We start from the raw sequence: 18,859 nt of genomic DNA on the forward strand, positions 1-18,859 counted from the left end.
CCCGGGCGCCGCCCGGCCCGCTCCCCCCTGGGCCCGCCCGGCGGCTCAGCCGCCCGGCAGTTCGAGGTCGCTCTTGTTGAGCTCCTCGATGTTCACGTCCTTGAAGGTCAGGACCCTCACCTGCTTCACGAAGCGGGCGGGCCGGTACATGTCCCAGACCCAGGCGTCCGCCATCGAGACCTCGAAGAAGACCTCTCCCTGGACCGAGTGCACCTGCATCTCGTAGTCGTTGGTGAGGTAGAAACGACGTTCCGTCTCGATCACGTACTTGAACAGCCCGACGACGTCGCGGTACTCCCGATAGAGCTTCAGCTCCATCTCGGTCTCGTACTTCTCGAGGTCCTCGGCGCTCATGGCATGTTCCCCTTCAGCCGTGCGTCCCCCTATTGTGCGCCGGCGCCCCCCGCCCCTAAACGATTTCCGGGGCGAGGACCACCGGAACACCCGGAGGACCGTCGTCGAGCAGTGTGCGCAACAGCTCGGCGAGTCTGGTCGGGTACACCGTCTCACGCGTCGCGGACAGTTCCTCGGAGGTCCACCATCTCGCCCCCGTGACGCTGCGCCGTTCCAGCTCGGTCAGGCCGCCCATCTCGGTCGCGGTCTGCTCGGTCCGGGCGAGGAAGTACCGCTCGTCCTGCTCCCAGCGCCTGCCGTCGAAGGGGAAGGCGCAGTACCGGTGCCACAGCACCGGCCCCAGGTCCACCTTCGTGATCCCCGTCTCCTCCGCGAGCTCGCGCAGCGCCGCCCGCTCGTGCGTCTCGTCGCCCTCCAGCCCGCCGCCGGGCGTGAACCACCAACTGGTGGCGGGATCGTCCGGTTCGAAGCCGTGGAGCAGCAGGATCCGGTCCTCGGGATCCAGCAGGATCACCCGGGACACCTCGCGGCGGCCCGCGCCGGTCGACCCGTCGTCCGTCAGGGTGCTCCCCTCGACCCCGTGCAACCCGTCGTCCCTCACGGCGCCCCCCTCGACCTCGTGCGACCCGTCGTCCATCGGGGTGCCCCCCTCGACCTCGTGCGACCCGTCGTCCATCGGGGTGCCCCCCTCGACCTCGTGCGACCCGTCGTCCATCGGGGTGCCCTCCTCGTCCTCGTGCGGCTCAGCGGGCATCGGCGCGCTCCCGTCGTCGTCCGCCGCCCAGGGCCCGTGCGAGCGGCCCGTACGCGGCCCCCAGCAGGACCAGTGCGGCGCCGACCACCACCGCGATCACCTGGAGGCGCAGCGGACCGGGTCGGGAGGTTCCGCCGGGCAGCGCCTCGAAGGCCTTCGGCCGGTCCAGCATCCGCGCGTCCGGCCACGCCAGCGCGTCGACCCGGGCGTCGACCGCGGAGCGGGGCACGGTGCCCTGTCCGGCCTCCTGGAGGTGCGAGCGGGAGTCGAGCGAGTTCCCGCGCCGGTCGCCGAGCAGGAAGAGGTTCCCCTCGGGCACGGTCACCTCGAACACGGTGCCGGAGGCGGCGGTCCTGCCCGGCGTCGTGGTGTCCGCCGGCGCGATGTACGGCTCGTCGATCTCCGTGCCGTTCACGGTCAGCCTGCCGTTCGGGCCGCAGCAGCCCACCCGGTCGCCGCCGACTGCGACGACCCGCTTGACCATCGGTGTGGCGCTCCACGCGGCGTCGGTGAAGACCACCACGTCCCCGCGGCGGACCTCGGAGCCCTCGATCCGCTGCGCCAGTACCCGGTCCCCGGGGTTCACCGTCGGCGCCATCGAGTCCGTCGGCACCGTGTACGGCTGGTACAGCAGGGCGCCCCAGGCGAATCCGCCGACGAACAGCGCGAAGCCGATGGCCACGACGATCCCCGACAAGACGTTGCCGAGGCCGCCGCGGCCATCACGGGTACCGCGTCTGGAGTTGTTACCGCTTGTCCCTCTTGCCTGCGTACCGCCCATTGCAGCGCCCCCACACCTCGGAGATCGTCGGCCTGGGCGGCACCCTACCCGGCGGTACGTCCCTTGGTCAGCCTCCGCCGGCGCCACAGGACCACGGGCACCGCGCCCGCCAGTCCGAGGGCGGCCGGGCCGAGCCCGACGGGCGCGAGTCCGGCGGCGTCCAGGCCCAGCGCGGCCGCCTTGACCTGGTTGCCGATGCCCGGCTGGTCGTAGGTGTCGGGGACGGGCAGCGTCGACCAGCGGGTGACCGGCCAGGCGACGACGACGGCACGGCCGACGACCTTGTCCACCGGCACGAAGCCCTGGGTGGAGTCCTGCATGTGGTAACGCGAGTCCCGGGAGTTCTGGCGATGGTCGCCCATCACCCAGATCTTGCCCTTGGGCACGGTGAGGGGGCCGAAGGGGGCGTCGTCACACGGGGTGTTGCCGGGGAAGATGTACGGCTCGTCGAGCGCCTTGCCGTTGACGACGACCGGTCCGCCCTTCTTGCACTCGATGGTGTCCCCACCGATCGCGATCGTGCGCTTGATCAGGTCCTTCTCCTCGGCGGACGGCATGAGGCCGATCCAGCTGAGGGCCTTCTGCGCGAGGTTCGGCTCCGGGGTGGGCTCCCCGTCCAGCCAGCCCGCCGGGTCGTGGAAGACGACGACCTCGCCGCGCTCGGGCTCCGACCCGAACCAGGGGGTCAACTTGTCCACCAGCACGCGGTCCCCGCGCTGCAGGGTGTTCTGCATCGAGTCGGACGGGATCGAGAACGCCTGGACCAGGAAGGTCTTGATCAACAGCGCGAGCAGCAGGGCGATACCGATGAGGAGCGGAAGCTCCTTCCAGAAGGAGCGGTGCGCGCCCTCGGCGTCCTCGCCCTCCTCGGTTTCGTGATCGACGGCATCGTCCGGCCGCTCCTCGCCTTCGTCGCGTCCGGATCGCGCGCCCACCGCCACGTCCCCCACATCCACTCCTCGTTCGGAAAAATCGCCGCCCACGCCGAAACAGACGAGGGCCCTCCCCTCCCTTAACGAGCGGGAGTTCCCTAAGGCGCGGGAGACCCAGGACACACTATGCGAACGGCGTGCCCCGACGGCGCCGGCCGGCCTCGCGCCGCCGACCGTTCCGTACCGGATCGGGCACGGTGAGGAAGATCGCGGGCTGTTCCAGCCTCCGCCAGTGGTCGAACGGCCAGGCAATCACCACGGCCTGTCCCACCACGCCATTCTCGTCGATCGTCCCCTCGAACGCCTCGTCGAGGTGGTAGCGGGAATCGGACGAGTCGGCGCGGTGGTCGCCCATCACGAAGAGGCGGCCCTGCGGCACGGTGACCTCGAAGCGGATCTCCGAGGGCGCGTTGCCGGGTGACACGTACGGCTCATCGAGCGGCGCTCCGTTGACGGTGACCCGGCCCCGGGCGTCGCAGCACTTGACGGTGTCCCCGCCGATGCCGATGACCCGCTTGATCAGGTCCTGCTCGTCGGCGGAGGGCAGCAGGCCGATGAAGGTCAGCGTCTGCTTGATCTGCTTGACGCCGATGGGGTCGGGGGCGGAATGGGCCGCCTCGCCCCTGAGCCAGCCCCCGGGATCGCGGAAGACGACGACCTGGCCGCGTTCGACCTTGGAGCCGAACCAGGGGGTCAGCTTGTCCACCAGGACGCGGTCGCCGATCCGGATCGTCTGCTCCATCGATCCCGACGGGATGAAGAAGGCCTGGACGAGGAAGGTCTTGAGGACGAGCGCGATGCACAGCGCCACTCCGACGAGCAGGGGCAGTTCGCCGACCCGCCTGGTACGTCGACGCCGGCGCACCTTGCGTGCCGTGCGGCGCCGCTCGGCCCGCCCGCCCGGCTCCACGGCGGCGTCGTCACCGCCGGAACCGGCCGCGCCCGGGGCCCCGGGGTTCCCGCCCGGACCTCCGCCCGCGTCCCGACGACCCGCCTCCCGGTCCGCGTCTCGCCCCCGCACCCGTCCGGACGGTCGCCCGGCCGTCGGATCCGACGGCCGCTCGGGGCCCGGGGCCCGGCCCCGGCCCGGCTCCCGCCCGTGCGGCCCACCCGTCTCCGCGCCCGGCTCCGCGCCCGGCTTCCGCTCCGGCCCGCGCGCCGGCTCCTGCCCCGGTCCGCGCCCGCGTCCGCCCCGGGGACGCCCCCGGCTACCCACGGGATCCCCCGGACCCCGGACCGGGTTCGGGCAGCGAACCCCAGCGCGACACCGGCCATCCCAACCAGTCGACGCGCCCGACGACCTTCTCCACCGGCACCATCCCCCCGCCCGGCTCTCCCAGGTGGTCGCGCGAGTCCCGGGACTGGGACCGGTGGTCTCCCATGACCCACAGGGTGCCCAGCGGAACGCGGATCCGGAAGGGCACCTTCGAGGGGGTGTCCCCGGGGAAGAGGTAGGACTCCGTCACGGGGACGTCGTTGACGCGGATCCGGCCGTCGGTGTCGCAGCAGACCACGTCGTCCCCGCCGACCCCCACGACCCGCTTGACGAAGTCGGTGTCGGCGGGCTCCGCGAGTCCGAGCGCCGAGAGCGCCCCGTGCAGGGCCTCGCCGACGGGATCGCCCCCGACGCCCTCCCGCACGAAGGAGCCGGTGCCGTCGAAGACCACCACGTCGCCGCGCTGGGGCCGGTCGCCGAAACGGTACGCCAGCTTGTTCACCAGGACCCGGTCGCCGACCTTCAGCGTCGGCTCCATCGAGCGGCTCGGGATCAGGAACGGCTGGACGACGAAGTTGCTCAGCAGCAACAGGAAGACGGCGCACGCCCCGCCGAGCAGCCCCGCGCGCCGCCAGGACCCGGAAAACACGAAACGCGACCTCCCCTCCCCCTTCTCGGGGGAGGAGTGGCCGCGCTGTGTGAGCTCTGCTTCGGTGTCCATCGGGGGCGAGCCTATCCGGCCGCCTCCGGGATCCGGAGAGGAGATCAGCGGTCGCGCTTCTCCTTGATCTTCGCGGCCTTGCCGCGGAGCTCACGGAGGAAGTACAGCTTGGCGCGACGCACGTCACCGCGGGTGACGAGCTCGATCTTCTCGAAGATCGGGGAGTGGACCGGGAAGGTGCGCTCCACGCCGACGCTGAAGGAGACCTTGCGGACGGTGAAGGTCTCGGAGACGCCAGAGCCCTGGCGACGGATGACAACGCCCTTGAACTGCTGGATACGGGAGCGGTTGCCCTCGATCACGCGGACGTGCACGTTGATCGTGTCACCGGGACGGAACGCCGGGACGTCCGAGCGCAGGGAGGCGGCGTTGACGCCATCGAGCAGGTGAGACATGTTGTTCGTCTGCTTTCTTCGCACGACGCCACAGGTCGCCGGTGCGGATTTCCGTAGAGAATTCGGGAGCCGTGTCACGTCGCGGGCGACGGTCCCCCTGTGGCAGGGGCGCACGCGAGCACACAGCAGCCGCCTATTCTTCCACGGCCTGCGGCCTGCGCCAAAATCGGCCGTCGGAGGTCGGACGCCAGCCCAGGATGCTCAGGATCTCCCGGTCCTTCTTGTCGAACGCGGAGGCCTCGCAACGCTCGATCAGGTCGGGCCGGTTGCGGGCCGTCCGACGGAAGGCCTCGTCCCGGCGCCAACGGGCGATCTTCCCGTGGTGCCCGCTGAGCAGCACCTCGGGGATGCCCCGACCGCGCCACTGCGGGGGCTTGGTGTAGACGGGGCCTTCGAGCAGGTTGGCCATCTCGCCGGGGGCGAAGGAGTCGTCCCGGTGCGATTCCGCGTTGCCGAGGACACCGGGCAGCAGCCGGGCCACGGCCTCGGTGATCACCAGGACGGCGGCCTCGCCGCCCGCCAGCACGTAGTCGCCGATGGAGACCTCGTACACCGGCATGCGCGTCGCGTACTCGTCCATGACCCGGCGGTCGATGCCCTCGTAGCGCGCGGGCGTGAAGATGAGCCACGGCCGCTCGGAGAGTTCGACGGCCAGTTCCTGGGTGAAGGGCCGCCCGCTGGGGGTGGGGACGACCATGACGGGGCCGCGCGCGCCGGACTCGTAGCCGTCGGCCAGGGCCGCGTCCAGGGCCTCGCCCCACGGCTCGGTCTTCATGACCATGCCGGGGCCGCCGCCGTAGGGGGTGTCGTCGACGGTGTTGTGCCGGTCGTACGTCCACTCCCGCAGGTCGTGCACGTGTACGTCGAGCTGCCCGCGCGCCCTCGCCTTGCCGACGAGGGAGACGTTCAGCGGCTCCAGGTACTCGGGGAAGATGGTGACGACGTCGAGCCGCATCAGGCCTCGTCCCCGGACGGCGCGCCGGCCTCGGCGTCGGGGGCGTCCGCCGCCTCGGCGTCACGGGTGGAGACGACCTCGGCGCGGTCGTCGATCAGACCGGGCGGCGGCGTGATGACGCACCGCTGCTCCTCCAGGTCGATCTCGGCCACGATCTCCTCCACGAAGGGGATCATCACCTCGGTGCCGTCCGGGCGCTCCACGATGAACAGGTCCTGCGAGGGCAGGTGCGAGATCTCGGTGATCCGGCCGACCTCGGTGCCGTCCTCCAGCACCACGTCCAGGTCCATCAGCTGGTGGTCGTAGTACTCGTCGGGCTCCTCCGGCAGCTCCGTCGGGTCCACGTCCGCGATCAGCAGGGTGTTGCGCAGCCCCTCGGCGCCGGTGCGGTCCTTGACGCCCTCGAAGCGCAGCAGGAGCCGGCCGCTGTGCACCCGGCCCGTCGCGACGGTCAGCGGACCCGCCGACGCCGGATCGGTGCGCAGGACGGCGCCGGGCGAGAGCCGCAGCTCCGGCTCGTCCGTACGCACCTCGACGGTGACCTCACCCTTGATCCCGTGGGCGCGGCCGATCCGCGCGACAACCAGCTCCACTGTCTCTCTCCTGTTCAGACGACGACGGGCCGGGGTGGGCAACGTGTGCCCTCCCCGGCCCGTGCCGGTGATTCAACTGCTCAGCGGACCTGGTCCACGTCGACGAGGTCGACGCGGATCCCCCGGCCGCCGATGGCGCCCACGACGGTACGCAGCGCACGCGCGGTGCGGCCGTTGCGGCCGATCACCTTCCCGAGGTCGTCGGGGTGGACCCGGACCTCGAGCACCTGGCCGCGACGCAGGTTGCGCGAGGCGACCTGCACTTCGTCGGGGTTGTCCACAATGCCCTTTACGAGGTGCTCAAGAGCCTCCTCGAGCATGATCAGGCCTCGGTCGACTCGGCGGCGGCGTCAGCCTCGTCCGCCTTCTTGTCGGCCTTCTTCTTCTGCGTGATGGCCTCGCCCTTGGCCTCGCCGATGCCCTCGAGGGCCTTGGCGAACTCGTCGAAGGAACGACGCTTGTCTTCCTTCGTCGCCGGCTGGAGCAGCGGCGCGGGGGCCGGGAGACCCTTGTGGGCCTGCCAGTCACCGGTGAGCTTCAGGATGGCGAGGACGGCCTCGGTCGGCTGGGCGCCGACGGACAGCCAGTACTGCGCGCGCTCGCCGTTGACCTCGATGCGCGAGGGGTTGTAGGTCGGCTGGTAGATGCCGATCTCCTCGATCGCGCGACCGTCCCGGCGGGTGCGAGCGTCGGCGACGACGATGCGGTAGTGCGGGGAGCGGATCTTGCCGAGGCGCTTGAGCTTGATCTTGACTGCCACTGGAGTGGTGTCTCCTGAACTTGACGTGGTTGGGCACTTTGAGATGCCACGTGGGGTTGCGGTACTCGGATGCCCGATGGACGCGTCAGCCGGAGGAGAGAGGGGTCCTATGCGACTGTCGAGTACAGCTGTCCATTGTGCCATACGCCCACGGCACGCCCGCCCGCGCGGGGTCGGGAGGTCCGGCCGGGCGGACCTCCCCGCGTCCGGGTGACACCCGGGCCCGCGGCGGCGCGCGGACCCGGCGGCACGATCGCCCTCACGGCCCTGCGCCCCGTCGTCGTGCCGGCGGCGTCAGGAAGCCGCCGCGGTGGCGACCTCCGGGATCCGGAAGGGCTTCATGCAGCCGCCGCACACGATCGGCGCCTGGGCCAGTACGGAGGGGACCACGCGCACGTTGCGCCCGCAGTCGCAGACGGCCTTGACGCGCACGCCGCCGCCCGAGGATCCGTGCCGGGCGGCCGGGCCGCGGAAGCTGCGCTTGGTGTCGGCCGCGGTGGCGACCGTATGGGCCTTCAGGGCGCGCTGGAGCCGCTCCATGGTGGGGCGGTAGCGCTTCTTCGCCTCGGGGTTGAGGGTGACCAGCGAGAAGCCGCTGCTGGCGTGCGGCTCGTCGGAGTGGTCCAGCCCCATCTCCTCGGCGATCGCGAGGAATCTGCGGTTGTGGTAGCGGCCGGCTCGCGAGGTGTCCCGGACGCCGCGGGCTGCGGCGATGCCGTGGACTGCCTCGTGCAGCAGTCGCTCGAAGGAGAGCGCCGCGCCACAGGCGGACGAGGACTCTCCGATCAGGGACTCGGGCGCGGCAAGGTCAGGCAGCTCGGGGTGGTACCGCTGAATGTCGGCCCACGCCTGCGCCAGCTCTGCGGCGAGAACAGGTGGTGTCGTGCTCACGTCGTGACAACGAGCCGAGGGGCCTCGGTGTTCCGATTCCGGGCCATTCCAAATTTTTTGCACGTACCAGTCAGTTCACTCTGATGCGTCCTGACGAGGACGGGTGCGTCGATCCCAGGAGGAGTCGGTACGTAACGCCGACGGACAAAAACCGACCCCCCGGCGTGCGGCCGTTCGCCGCGCGCCGGGGGTGCCGGTGTCGATCAGTAGGAGCGCGCGACGATCGCGAGCGTACCGGGGGCGTCGTCGGCCGTCGGCACGGACCCGTCCTCGGCGATCAGGCAGCGTACGGAGACGGCCTGCTCGGCCAGCTTGGCCTCGCCCTCGGGACCCAGGTCGGCCCACGGGATGCGCGCCCAACCGCCGGCGACGGCGGCCTCGGCGGCCTCCTCGATGGTCGCGACGTCCGAGGTGCGGGACTCGCGGCGCTCGCGGGACTCGCGCAGCAGCTGCGCCTGGTCCTCGTCGAGGACCTTGGGCAGCAGGTCGGCGAGCTCGTCGATGTTGACCGGGGTCTTCCCGCCGGGGATGCGGCGGGCGAGCATCGCGGTGCCGGCCTCCAGGTCGCGGGGGCCGATCTCGATGCGGACCGGTACGCCCTTGAGCTCCCAGTCCACGGCGCGGCGGCCGAAGGGGGTGTCGACGCGGTCGTCGACGAACACGCGCAGGCCGGCGGCCTTCAGGCGGTCGCCCAGCTCGCGGACCTTGGCCACGGCCTCGTCGCCCTTGATCGCCATGACGACGACCTGGACGTGCGCCAGGCGCGGCGGGACCCGCAGGCCGTTGTCGTCGCCGTGGGACATGATCAGACCGCCGACCATGCGGGTGGAGACGCCCCAGGAGGTCTGCCAGACGAGCTCCTGCTTGCCCTCCTTCGACAGGTACTGCGTGTTGAAGGCCTTGGCGAAGTTGGTGCCCAGCTCGTGGCTGGTGCCCATCTGGAGGGCCTTGCCGTCGCCCATCATGCCCTCGAGGGTGAGGGTGTTGATGGCGCCGGCGAAGCGCTCCTTGGCGGTCTTGCGGCCGAGCACGACGTCGATGCCGAGCACGTTCTTCATGAAGTCGCCGTAGACCTCGGTGTGGATGCGCGCGGCGTAGTCGCGGGCGTCCTCGTACGTGGCGTGGGCCGTGTGGCCCTCCTGCCAGAGGAACTCGCTCGTGCGCAGGAAGACGCGGGGGCGCATCTCCCAGCGGACCACGTTGGCCCACTGGTTGATCAGCAGGGGCAGGTCGCGGTAGCTCTGGACCCACTTGGAGAAGTAGTCGTTGATGATCGTCTCGGAGGTGGGCCGGACGACGACCGGCTCCTCCAGCTCCTTGCCGCCGCCGTGCGTGACGACCGCGAGCTCGGGCGCGAAGCCCTCGACGTGCTCCGCCTCACGGGTCAGGTAGGACTGCGGGATGAACAGCGGGAAGTAGGCGTTCTGCGCGCCGACGTCCTTGATGCGGGCGTCCATCTCCTGCTGCATCCGCTCCCACAGGCCGTAGCCGTACGGTCGGATGACCATGGTGCCGCGGACCGGACCGTTGTCGGCCAGCTCGGCCTTGTTGATCAGATCCTGGTACCAGCGGGGGAAATCCTCCGCCTGCGGGGTGAGAACGGGTGCCTTTGCCATGGCGCGAATGGTACGGCGCCCGGCGCGTCGAGCGTGAATCGGGTGGCGCGCTCCTATGGACGCGGGGGCGAATGGGGAGTTCTCTGGCAACGGGGGCAAGGGGGCGAGACGGAATCAGGAGCGCTCTTTCGATGACACCGACGCCGACGGCGACGCTCGTCGCCCGGGACTGGGCGGAGATCCAGGAACGGATGCTGGTACCGCTGTACGAGGCGGTCTACGACCGGCTGGAGATCGGGCCGGGCGACCGGCTGCTGGGTTTGGACTGCGGGGCCGGACTGGCCCTGCTGCTGGCCGCCGGGCGCGGGGCCGCCGCCACGGGTGTGGAGGCGGATCCGGCGCGCCGGGCCCTCGCGCGCGAGCGGCTGTTGGAGGTGGTGGCGGCTCCCCCGGTGCCCACGGCGCCCGGAGCGCGCCCCTACGACGTCCTGCTGGCCTTCTCGCCCGCCCCGGGGGCGCTGGCCGCGGCCCTGCCGACGGTGCGCCGGGGCGGTGCGGTGGTACTGGCCGACTGGGGACCGGCGGAGCGGTGCACGGTCCCGGCGGTGCTGGGCGGCGGCCCGCGGGCCCGGGACCTGGACGCGGCCGTGGCACGGGCCGGGCTGGTGCCGGACGGCTCGGGGCGGGTGTTCTGCCCGTTCGGGTACGCCGACGCGGACAGCGCCGTACGGGGCCTGCTGTCGACGGGGCTCTACGACGGCGCGGCCGATCCGGCCCTGGCGGAGAAGGAGCTCGCGGAGGCGCTTCACCCGTACGAGCGGACCGACGGCGCCGTCTGGCTGCCGAACATCTTCCGGTACGTCGTCGCCCGGGTGGCGTAACGGGCCCGGACCGGTCGACCGCCCGGGCTACTTGATCAGGCGGGGGATGCCGGCGGCCTCGTACGCGGCCCGCTCGTCCAGGGTCTCGTTGGCGAGGAGCGCCTCGGCGAGGGCGTCGAGTTTGGGGCGGTGCTCGCGCAGGAGGCGGCAGGCCTCCTCGTAGCACTCGTCGACGATCCGCCGCATCTCGTGGTCCACGGCGTCGAGGGTCGCGGGTGCGGCGGAGAGCCCGTAGGCGCTCTGGGCGTCGGAGGGGATCGCCGTGAGCCGGCCGATGCGCTCGCTCATGCCCCAACGGCCGACCATGCCGCGGGCGATGTTGGTGACCTGTTCGAGGTCGCTCTCGGCGCCGGTGGTGATCACGTCGTAGACCACGTGCTCGGCGGCCATCCCGCCGAGGGCCCCGATGATCCGTCCGCGCAGGTAGGGCTCGGTGTACGCGTAGCGGTCCGCGTCCGGGGTGGACAGGGTGACGCCGAGCGCCCGGCCCCGGGGCACGATGGTGATCTTGCGTACGGGGTCGGCGCCGGGCTGGACCATGCCCAGCAGGGCGTGGCCGCCCTCGTGGTAGGCGGTGCGACGGCGCTCCTCCAGGGGCATGACCAGGGGGCGTTCGGCGCCGAGCTGGACCTTCTCCAGGGCGTCGGAGAGGTCGGCCTGGGTGACGGCGTCCTGCTTGCGCTTGACGGCCAGCAGGGCGGCCTCGTTGGCCAGGTTGGCGAGTTCGGCGCCGGTCATGCCGGGGGTGGTGCGGGACACCTGCGCGAGGTCCACGTCGGGCCCGAGCGGGATGTCGCGGGTGTGGATGCGCAGGATGGCCTCGCGGCCGGCCTTGTCGGGCGGGGAGACGGCGACCGTGCGGTCGAAGCGTCCGGGGCGGGTGAGGGCGGGGTCCAGGACGTCGGCGCGGTTGGTGGCGGCGAGGACGACGACGCCCTCGGAGCCGGAGAACCCGTCCATCTCGGTGAGGATCTGGTTGAGGGTCTGCTCGCGTTCGTCGTGGCCGCCCATGGCCGCCGAACCGCCGCGGGCCCGGCCGATGGTGTCGATCTCGTCGATGAAGATGATCGCGGGGGCCACCTTGCGCGCCTCGGAGAAGAGTTCGCGGACCCGGGAGGCGCCGACGCCGACGATCATCTCGATGAACTCGGAGGCGGAGGCCGAGAAGAACGGCACCCCGGCCTCGCCCGCGACGGCGCGCGCCAGCAGGGTCTTGCCGGTGCCGGGCGGGCCGGCGAGCAGGACGCCGCCGGGCATCCGGGCGCCCATGCGGTGGTACTGCTGCGGGTTCTTGAGGAAGTCGACGACCTCGCTCAGCTCGCCCTCCACCTCGTCGATGCCGGCCACGTCCTCGAAGGTGGTGCGCTTGCCGCCCTCCAGCTCGACGGGTTTGGGCGGGGTCTTGCGGCCGAGCGCGCCGGCGCCGCCCATGGCGGATCCCATCCGGCGGGCGATGAGCAGCCACAGGCCGACCAGGAGCAGCATCGGGGCGAGCGAGATGAGCAGGTTGGCGAGGAAGCTGCGCTGTTCGACGACCGGGGAGGCGGTGACGGTGACGCCCTTGGAGGTGAGGCCGGCCCAGAGCTGGTCGTCGGCGAAGGCGGGGCGCTGGGTGACGAACTTGGTGTAGTCGCCCTTGCCGCCGGGGACGGGCCGCGCGCTCTTGAGCTCGCCCTGGATGGCGTCGCCCTTGGAGTAGATCTTGGAGACGTTGCCGTCGGTCACCTGTTTGCTGAATTCGGTGTACGAGATCGTGGGTCCGTCGCCCTCGTTGAAGAAGGACAGGACGACGTTGGTGATCAGGTAGACGATCAGGGCGGTGAGGATCAGTCCGCGCCAGCCGCCGGGCATCTTCTTCTTGGGCGGCGGGGCGGGCGGGGCGCCTTCCGAGCGCCAGGGGGTGTCGGCCCGGTCGCGCGGCGGTACGGGGGTGGGGCTGGGCACGGGGCCTCCTTATGCCGTCCTCCCGGCCGACCATAAGCGACAAATCGACCGCCTGCCCGCGCGGGGACGGAGGGCCGGGGCCGACGCGCACCGGGGACGGAGGGCCGGGAAAGGCCGAGGGCCCCGACCGGGGGGACCGTGTCGGTCACCGCCCCGGCCGGGGCCCTCGCGCGCGACGTGCGCCCGCCCCTGCTACTTCATGAACTTCTTGAACTCGTCCGGCAGGTCGAAGTCCTGGCCCGGCTGACCGCCGCCCGCCGGGAGGCCGAACGGGTTGCCGGCGGGCTCGATCGCCTGCGGACCCTGCTCGCGCCGGGCCGCGGCCGCGGCCTCCTCTTCCTTGCGCTTCATCGGGTTGCCGCTCTTGCGCTTGCCCTTGGCCTGCTTGACCTGCTTCTTCTGCCGGCCGGGGCCGCCGCCCATGCCCGGGATGCCGGGCATGCCGGGCATGCCGCCGCCCTGGGCCATGCGGGACATCATCTTGCGGGCCTCGAAGAAGCGCTCCACGAGCGCCTTCACGGCGCTGACCTCGACACCGGAACCCTTGGCGATACGGGCGCGGCGCGAGCCGTTGATGATGTGCGGGTCCTGGCGCTCGGCCGGGGTCATCGACTTGATGATCGCGGCCGTGCGGTCCACGTCGCGCTCGTCGATGTTGTTGATCTGGTCCTTGATCTGGCCCATGCCCGGCAGCATGCCGAGGAGCTTGGAGATGGAGCCCATCTTGCGGACCTGCTCCATCTGGGCGAGGAAGTCGTCGAGCGTGAACTCCTTCGGCCCCTTCGCCAGCTTGGCCGCCATCTTCTCGGCCTCGGCCTGGCTGAAGGTCTTCTCGGCCTGCTCGATCAGGGTGAGCATGTCACCCATGTCGAGGATCCGGCCCGCCATGCGGTCGGGGTGGAACGCGTCGAACTCGTCGAGCTTCTCGCCGTTCGAGGCGAACATGATCTGCTTGCCGGTGACGTGCGCGATGGAGAGCGCGGCACCACCGCGGGCGTCGCCGTCGAGCTTGGAGAGCACGACGCCGTCGAAGCCCACGCCGTCGCGGAAGGCCTCGGCCGTGTTGACCGCGTCCTGACCGATCATGGCGTCGACGACGAAGAGGATCTCGTCGGGCGAGACCGCGTCGCGGATGTCGGCGGCCTGCTGCATCAGCTCGGCGTCGATGCCGAGGCGACCGGCGGTGTCGACGATGACGATGTCGTGCTGCTTGGTGCGGGCGTACTCGACGGAGTCCTTGGCCACCTGGACCGGGTCGCCGACGCCGTTGCCGGGCTGCGGCGCGTAGACCGCGACGCCCGCGCGCTCGGCGACGACCGAGAGCTGGTTGACGGCGTTGGGGCGCTGGAGGTCGCAGGCGACGAGCAGCGGGGTGTGGCCCTGGCCCTTGAGCCAGAGGCCGAGCTTGCCCGCGAGGGTGGTCTTACCGGCACCCTGGAGACCCGCGAGCATGATCACGGTGGGGGCGGTCTTGGCGAAGCGCAGGCGCCGCGTCTCGCCACCCAGGATCGTGACGAGCTCGTCGTTCACGATCTTGAGGACCTGCTGGCCCGGGTTCAGGGCCTTGCTGACCTCTTCACCGCGCGCGCGTTCCTTGACGTTCGCGATGAAGGCACGGACGACCGGAAGGGCGACGTCGGCCTCGAGGAGCGCGATACGGATTTCCCGGGCCGCGGTGTCGATGTCAGCCTCGGACAGCCGGCCTTTGCCGCGCAGGCCCTTGAAGGTATTCGCCAAGCGGTCGGAGAGCGTATCGAACACGGTGGTCGCGATTCCTCGGGTCGGGGGTGTTGTGGTCGCCCCCAGGGTATCGGGCCGCCGGGCGGGCCCGCCCCCGACCGTCGCGAAGAAGGTACGGGGGCGATCCCGCCGGGCGGTGTCCGGGCGGGCGGGGGCGCTCAGCCCAGGGCCTCCTGCACCCTGCGGGCCAGGGCGCCGGCCTCGGGCGGGGGCAGGGGCTTGCCGTCGGCGTCCACCACGTAGAGGGTGTCGACGGCGTCGGCGCCCAGCGTGGAGACGTGCGCGCTGCGCACCCGCACGCCGGCCGATTCCAGGGCCCGCCCGATGCGGTGCAACAGGCCGACCGCGTCGGGGGCCCGCACCTCCAGGACGGTGGCCAGCGAGGAGACGTCCGGGACGGCCGTGACGCGGGGCGGCGGCGGAACCACCCCGCGCCGCCTCGGGTACGCCGCCTCGCGGTCCGCCAGCTTCGCCGGGACGTCGAGGGAGTCGTCCAGGGCCCGTACGAGGTCGCGGCGCAGCCGGGAGGCCTCCGGCAGGGCGCCGAACTCCGCCGCGACCCGCCACCGCAGGACGAGGACCTCCCCCGGCAGGTCGGACAGCTCCAGGGAGCGCAGGTCGGCCGCCCGTACGGTCAGCCGGTGCAGGGCCAGCACCCCGGCCACCGCCGGGAGCACCCCGGGTTGGTCGGGGACGGCGACGACGAGTTCCACCCCGACGGCCTCGTCCTCCTCCCTGCGGGCGTGCAGCGCGAGGACCGGCTCCCCGGTGCGCAGCGCCTCCACCGCGAGCCGTTCCTGGTCGGTGGTCGGAATCTCCGGTTCCGGGGCGGCGGGCGGGGCCCCGCTGAGGACGGCGGCCACCCGCGCCACGAGGTCGGCGACGAGGGAGGCCCGCCAGGTGCTCCAGGCGGCCGGACCGGTGGCGAGGGCGTCGGCCTCGGTGAGGGCGTGGAGGATCTCCAGCGTGCCGGTGGACCCGACGGCTTCGGCGACGGCCCGGACGGTGGCGGGGTCGTCGAGGTCCCGCCGCGTGGCGGTGTCGACGAGCAGCAGGTGGCGGCGTACGAGCGTGCCCAGGACGGCGGTGTCGGCGGCGTCGAAGCCGAGGCGGACGGCGACGTCGCGGGCGATGGTCTCGCCGGCCACCGAGTGGTCGCCGGGCCATCCCTTGCCGATGTCGTGCAGCAGGGCCGCCATCAGCAGCAGGTCCGGGCGGCCGACCCGACGGGTCAGGGCCGAGGCCCGCACGGCCGTCTCGATCAGGTGCCGGTCCACGGTCCAGGTGTGCACCGGGTTGCGCTGCGGCCGGCACCGTACGCGTTCCCAGTCGGGCAGCAGCCGGGCGATCAGCCCCTCGGCCTCCAGGGCCTCCCACACCCCGACGGTCGGCTCGCCCGCGCCCAGCAGGGTGACGAGCTGTTCCCGGGCCTCCGCCGGCCAGGGCAGCGGCAGCGGTCGGGCCTGCGCCGCGAGCCGGCGTACGGCGTGGAGCGAGACGGGCAGCCCCGCCTGCGCCGCGGCGGCGGCGAAGCGCAGGGGCAGGACCGGGTCCCGGTCGGGGCGGGCGGCCAGGGCGAGGACGGCCTCCCCGTCGGACTCGACGACCCCTTCGGCCAAGGGCGCGCGCTCGGCCGCCGGGACCCCCCGTGTCCCCAGCAGCCCGCGCAGCCTCGGCCGGGCGGCCCGCGCCCGCAGGACCCGACCGACCTCGCGCCAGGTGACGTCGCCCGCGTACGCGACGACGCCCGCCGCCTCGTACACCTCGCGCAGCAGGGCGTCGGCGTCGAGCATCCCGAGCCGGGCGGCGACCTGGGCCTGTTCCTGGAGGGCGAGCCGGTCGGTCGCCCGGCCCGTCACCAGGTGCAGGGCGTCCCGGGCGTCGAGCAGTCGCCGCCGGGCCTCGGCCAGTCCCTCGCGCGGGGCGTCGGCCAGCCAGGACGCGGCGACGGCCCGCAGCGCCGTGACGTCCCGCAGGCCGCCGCGGGCCTCCTTGAGGTCGGGTTCCAGCAGGAAGCGCAGTTCCCCGGAGCGTTCGGCCCGCTCCCGGCACAGGGCGTGCAGCGCGGGCAGCCGCTTGGCGGCCTGGTTGCGCCAGTCGGCCAGGATCGAGGTGCGCAGCCCGGCGAGGAGCCCGGCGTCCCCGGCGACGAGCCGCGCGTCGAGCAGGCCGAGGTGGGCCTTGAGGTCCTCGGCGGCGGTGCGGCGGGCCTCGGCGGGGGTGCGTACGGAGTGGTCCAGCGCGAGGCCGAGGTCCCACACCGGGTACCAGAGCCGGTCGGCGAGCGCGGCCAGCGCGCCCGGCTCGGCCTTGCCGTCGTGCAGGAGCAGCAGGTCCAGGTCGCTGCGCGGGGAGAGTTCGCCCCGGCCGTAGCCGCCGACGGCGACGAGGGCCGCGCCCCGTACGCCGCTGTCGCGGGCGGCCGGTGCGAACAGTCCGGTCAGCCAGCGGTCGGTGAGCCCGGACAGGGCGGAACGCCGGGCGGGCCCGGGCCGCGACTCCTGCCCGAGGAGTCGCAGCCGGGCCTCGGCGTATCCGCCGGCTCCCGAGCCGTCCGGTCCTTCGACCGGGTCGGTGGTCGTGTTCTCGACACTCGTCACCCAGGAGCTCCCGTCACCTAGAGCGCGTCGGCGCCGCGCTCGCCGGTGCGGACCCGTACGACCGAGTCCACGGGGACGCTCCACACCTTGCCGTCGCCGATCTTGCCGGTGGCTGCGGCGCTGACGATCACGGAGATCAGTTCCTCGGCGTCGTCGTCGTCGACGAGGACCTCGATGCGGATCTTCGGGACGAGGTCCACGGTGTACTCGGCGCCCCGGTAGACCTCGGTGTGGCCGCGCTGGCGGCCGTAGCCGCTGGCCTCGGTGACGGTCAGGCCCTGCACCCCGAAGGCCTGGAGGGCTTCCTTGATCTCGTCCAGCTTGTAGGGCTTGACGATGGCGGTGATCAGCTTCATGCGTCGACCTTCTTGCTCGCGGCGGGTGCGGGGGCGGCAGCGGCGGTGGAGCGGAGGGAGGCGCCGCCGCCGGCTCCGCTGAAGTCGTAGGCGGTCTCGGCGTGCTCGGCCTGGTCGATGCCGGAGACCTCGACGTCCTCGTCGACGCGCATGCCGATGGTCTTGTCGAGGAGCAAAGCGAGGACGGCGGAGACGACCAGGGAGTAGGCGAGGACGGCGAAGACGCCGATGGCCTGCTTGCCGAGCTGTTCGAGGCCGCCGCCGTAGAAGAGGCCCGCGGCGTCGGACTGGACGCCGCCGGTGGCGAAGAGGCCGACGAGGAGCGAGCCGGCGATGCCGCCGACGAGGTGGACGCCGACCACGTCGAGGGAGTCGTCGTAGCCGAAGCGGTACTTCAGGCCGACGGCCATGGCGCACAGCACACCGGCGATGGCGCCCACCGCGATCGCGCCCAGCGGGCTGACGGAGCCGCCGGCGGGGGTGATGGCGACGAGGCCGGCGACCGCGCCGGAGGCGGCGCCGAGGGTGGTGAAGGAGCCGTGGCGCAGCTTCTCGTAGGCGAGCCAGGCGAGCATCGCGGCGGCGGTGGCGACCTGGGTGTTGACGAACATGACGGCGCCGATGCCGTCGTCGTTGCCCAGCCAGGAGCCGGCGTTGAAGCCGAACCAGCCGAACCACAGGAGGCCGGCGCCGAGCATCACGAGCGGGAGGCTGTGCGGGCGCATCGGGTCCTTCTTGAAGCCGACGCGCTTGCCGATGACGAGGATGACGCCGAGGGCGGCGGCGCCCGCGTTGATGTGGACGGCGGTGCCGCCGGCGAAGTCGATCACGCCGAGTTCGAAGAGCCAGCCGCCGGCGCCCCAGACCCAGTGGGCGACGGGGAAGTAGACGACGGTCACCCACAGGGCGGTGAACAGGACCCAGGCGCCGAACTTGACGCGGTCGGCGAGGGCGCCGCTGATCAGGGCGGGGGTGATGACGGCGAACATGAGCTGGAAGACGGCGAAGACGTAGACCGGGATGGTGTAGCCGTCCCAGAGTTCGGTCAGGCCGATGCCGCTGAGGCCGACGTAGTCGGCGTTCCAGCCGATGACGGAGCCGATGTCGGTACCGAAGGCGAGGCTGAAGCCGTAGAGCACCCACAGGATCGTGACGATCCCCAGGCTGACGAAGCTCATCATCAGCATGTTGAGGCTGCTCTTGACCCGGACCATGCCCCCGTAGAAGAAGGCGAGTCCCGGGGTCATCAGCATGACCAGGGCGGAGCAGATGAGCATGAACCCGGTGTTCGCGGCGGAGAGCGTGGGCGCGTCTGCCGCGAGGGTCGTGATGGCTGATGCCATCGGCGTCTCCTCGTCGTCGGTACGTTCGCGTGCGGGCGACCGTGGAACCTCGGCGGCGCGGGGGCGGGCGGCCTGTGGGTGGGCCGG

General features: G+C 72.2%; 19 protein-coding genes. 1 reads left to right on the forward strand and 18 read right to left on the reverse strand.

Annotation, left to right across the window (positions count from 1 at the left end; all coding sequences use genetic code 11):
* Window positions 1-45: 45 nt before the first annotated feature.
* The 13 genes from ACZ6ZI_RS13770 to proS all read right to left on the reverse strand — a co-directional run bounded on the left by ACZ6ZI_RS13770 (window position 46) and on the right by proS (window position 9,968).
* Window positions 46-354 (reverse strand): DUF2469 domain-containing protein, encoded by a 309-nt coding sequence (locus ACZ6ZI_RS13770; RefSeq protein WP_003965949.1) that lies wholly within the window; start codon window positions 352-354, stop codon window positions 46-48.
* Between the two features lie 55 nt (window positions 355-409).
* Window positions 410-991, reverse strand: coding sequence for an NUDIX hydrolase (locus ACZ6ZI_RS13775; RefSeq protein WP_469520565.1), 582 nt, complete (start codon window positions 989-991; stop codon window positions 410-412).
* Between the two features lie 106 nt (window positions 992-1,097).
* On the reverse strand, window positions 1,098-1,889 hold the full coding sequence (gene lepB / locus ACZ6ZI_RS13780; RefSeq protein ID WP_469519778.1) for a signal peptidase I: 792 nt from the start codon (window positions 1,887-1,889) through the stop codon (window positions 1,098-1,100).
* Between the two features lie 44 nt (window positions 1,890-1,933).
* Complete coding sequence (gene lepB / locus ACZ6ZI_RS13785; protein WP_363057612.1) at window positions 1,934-2,830, reverse strand: signal peptidase I; 897 nt, start codon at window positions 2,828-2,830, stop codon at window positions 1,934-1,936.
* A 115-nt stretch (window positions 2,831-2,945) separates the two neighbouring features.
* On the reverse strand, window positions 2,946-3,842 hold the full coding sequence (gene lepB, locus ACZ6ZI_RS13790; RefSeq protein ID WP_469519780.1) for a signal peptidase I: 897 nt from the start codon (window positions 3,840-3,842) through the stop codon (window positions 2,946-2,948).
* Between the two features lie 187 nt (window positions 3,843-4,029).
* Window positions 4,030-4,758, reverse strand: coding sequence for a signal peptidase I (gene lepB, locus ACZ6ZI_RS13795; protein ID WP_469519782.1), 729 nt, complete (start codon window positions 4,756-4,758; stop codon window positions 4,030-4,032).
* Between the two features lie 44 nt (window positions 4,759-4,802).
* On the reverse strand, window positions 4,803-5,153 hold the full coding sequence (rplS, locus tag ACZ6ZI_RS13800) for a 50S ribosomal protein L19 (RefSeq protein ID WP_007266830.1): 351 nt from the start codon (window positions 5,151-5,153) through the stop codon (window positions 4,803-4,805).
* A 133-nt stretch (window positions 5,154-5,286) separates the two neighbouring features.
* Window positions 5,287-6,108 carry a tRNA (guanosine(37)-N1)-methyltransferase TrmD gene (gene trmD, locus ACZ6ZI_RS13805; RefSeq protein WP_469519784.1) on the reverse strand — a complete coding sequence of 274 codons (822 nt, stop codon included), beginning with the start codon at window positions 6,106-6,108 and terminating at the stop codon, window positions 5,287-5,289.
* The gene (gene rimM / locus ACZ6ZI_RS13810; protein WP_469519786.1) at window positions 6,108-6,701 is read right to left on the reverse strand and encodes a ribosome maturation factor RimM; all 594 of its coding nucleotides are present in this window, start codon (window positions 6,699-6,701) and stop codon (window positions 6,108-6,110) included. The genes trmD and rimM overlap by 1 nt, the downstream gene beginning before the upstream one ends.
* 80 nt (window positions 6,702-6,781) lie before the next feature.
* Window positions 6,782-7,021 (reverse strand): RNA-binding protein, encoded by a 240-nt coding sequence (locus tag ACZ6ZI_RS13815; RefSeq protein WP_030011889.1) that lies wholly within the window; start codon window positions 7,019-7,021, stop codon window positions 6,782-6,784.
* Window positions 7,022-7,023: 2 nt separating this feature from the next.
* Entirely contained in the window at window positions 7,024-7,461 is a 438-nt protein-coding gene (rpsP, locus tag ACZ6ZI_RS13820) for a 30S ribosomal protein S16 (protein ID WP_363057525.1), read from the reverse strand.
* A gap of 294 nt (window positions 7,462-7,755) precedes the next feature.
* On the reverse strand, window positions 7,756-8,352 hold the full coding sequence (locus ACZ6ZI_RS13825) for a hypothetical protein (protein ID WP_363057527.1): 597 nt from the start codon (window positions 8,350-8,352) through the stop codon (window positions 7,756-7,758).
* A gap of 203 nt (window positions 8,353-8,555) precedes the next feature.
* Window positions 8,556-9,968, reverse strand: a complete 1,413-nt coding sequence (gene proS, locus ACZ6ZI_RS13830; protein WP_469519791.1) for a proline--tRNA ligase — start codon at window positions 9,966-9,968, stop codon at window positions 8,556-8,558.
* A 131-nt stretch (window positions 9,969-10,099) separates the two neighbouring features.
* Between proS and ACZ6ZI_RS13835 the strand changes: the two genes are divergently transcribed.
* Complete coding sequence (locus ACZ6ZI_RS13835; protein ID WP_363057531.1) at window positions 10,100-10,789, forward strand: methyltransferase type 11; 690 nt, start codon at window positions 10,100-10,102, stop codon at window positions 10,787-10,789.
* 27 nt (window positions 10,790-10,816) lie between these two features.
* Here ACZ6ZI_RS13835 and ftsH read toward each other — a convergent pair whose 3' ends face one another.
* From ftsH to ACZ6ZI_RS13860, 5 genes are all read right to left on the reverse strand, one after another.
* Window positions 10,817-12,733, reverse strand: coding sequence for an ATP-dependent zinc metalloprotease FtsH (ftsH, locus tag ACZ6ZI_RS13840; protein ID WP_469519794.1), 1,917 nt, complete (start codon window positions 12,731-12,733; stop codon window positions 10,817-10,819).
* A 192-nt stretch (window positions 12,734-12,925) separates the two neighbouring features.
* The gene (gene ffh / locus ACZ6ZI_RS13845; RefSeq protein ID WP_363057532.1) at window positions 12,926-14,494 is read right to left on the reverse strand and encodes a signal recognition particle protein; all 1,569 of its coding nucleotides are present in this window, start codon (window positions 14,492-14,494) and stop codon (window positions 12,926-12,928) included.
* A 137-nt stretch (window positions 14,495-14,631) separates the two neighbouring features.
* Window positions 14,632-17,073: a [protein-PII] uridylyltransferase gene (locus tag ACZ6ZI_RS13850; protein WP_469519797.1), complete on the reverse strand. Its 2,442-nt coding sequence runs from the start codon at window positions 17,071-17,073 to the stop codon at window positions 14,632-14,634.
* Between the two features lie 17 nt (window positions 17,074-17,090).
* Window positions 17,091-17,429, reverse strand: coding sequence for a P-II family nitrogen regulator (locus tag ACZ6ZI_RS13855; protein WP_249768000.1), 339 nt, complete (start codon window positions 17,427-17,429; stop codon window positions 17,091-17,093).
* A complete protein-coding gene (locus ACZ6ZI_RS13860) occupies window positions 17,426-18,772 on the reverse strand; it encodes an ammonium transporter (protein ID WP_469519800.1) in 1,347 nt (448 codons plus the stop codon). Before ACZ6ZI_RS13860 ends, ACZ6ZI_RS13855 begins: the two co-directional genes overlap by 4 nt.
* Between the last annotated feature and the right edge of the window lie 87 nt (window positions 18,773-18,859).

It is taken from the genome of Streptomyces sp. NPDC103540 (genome assembly GCF_055584445.1).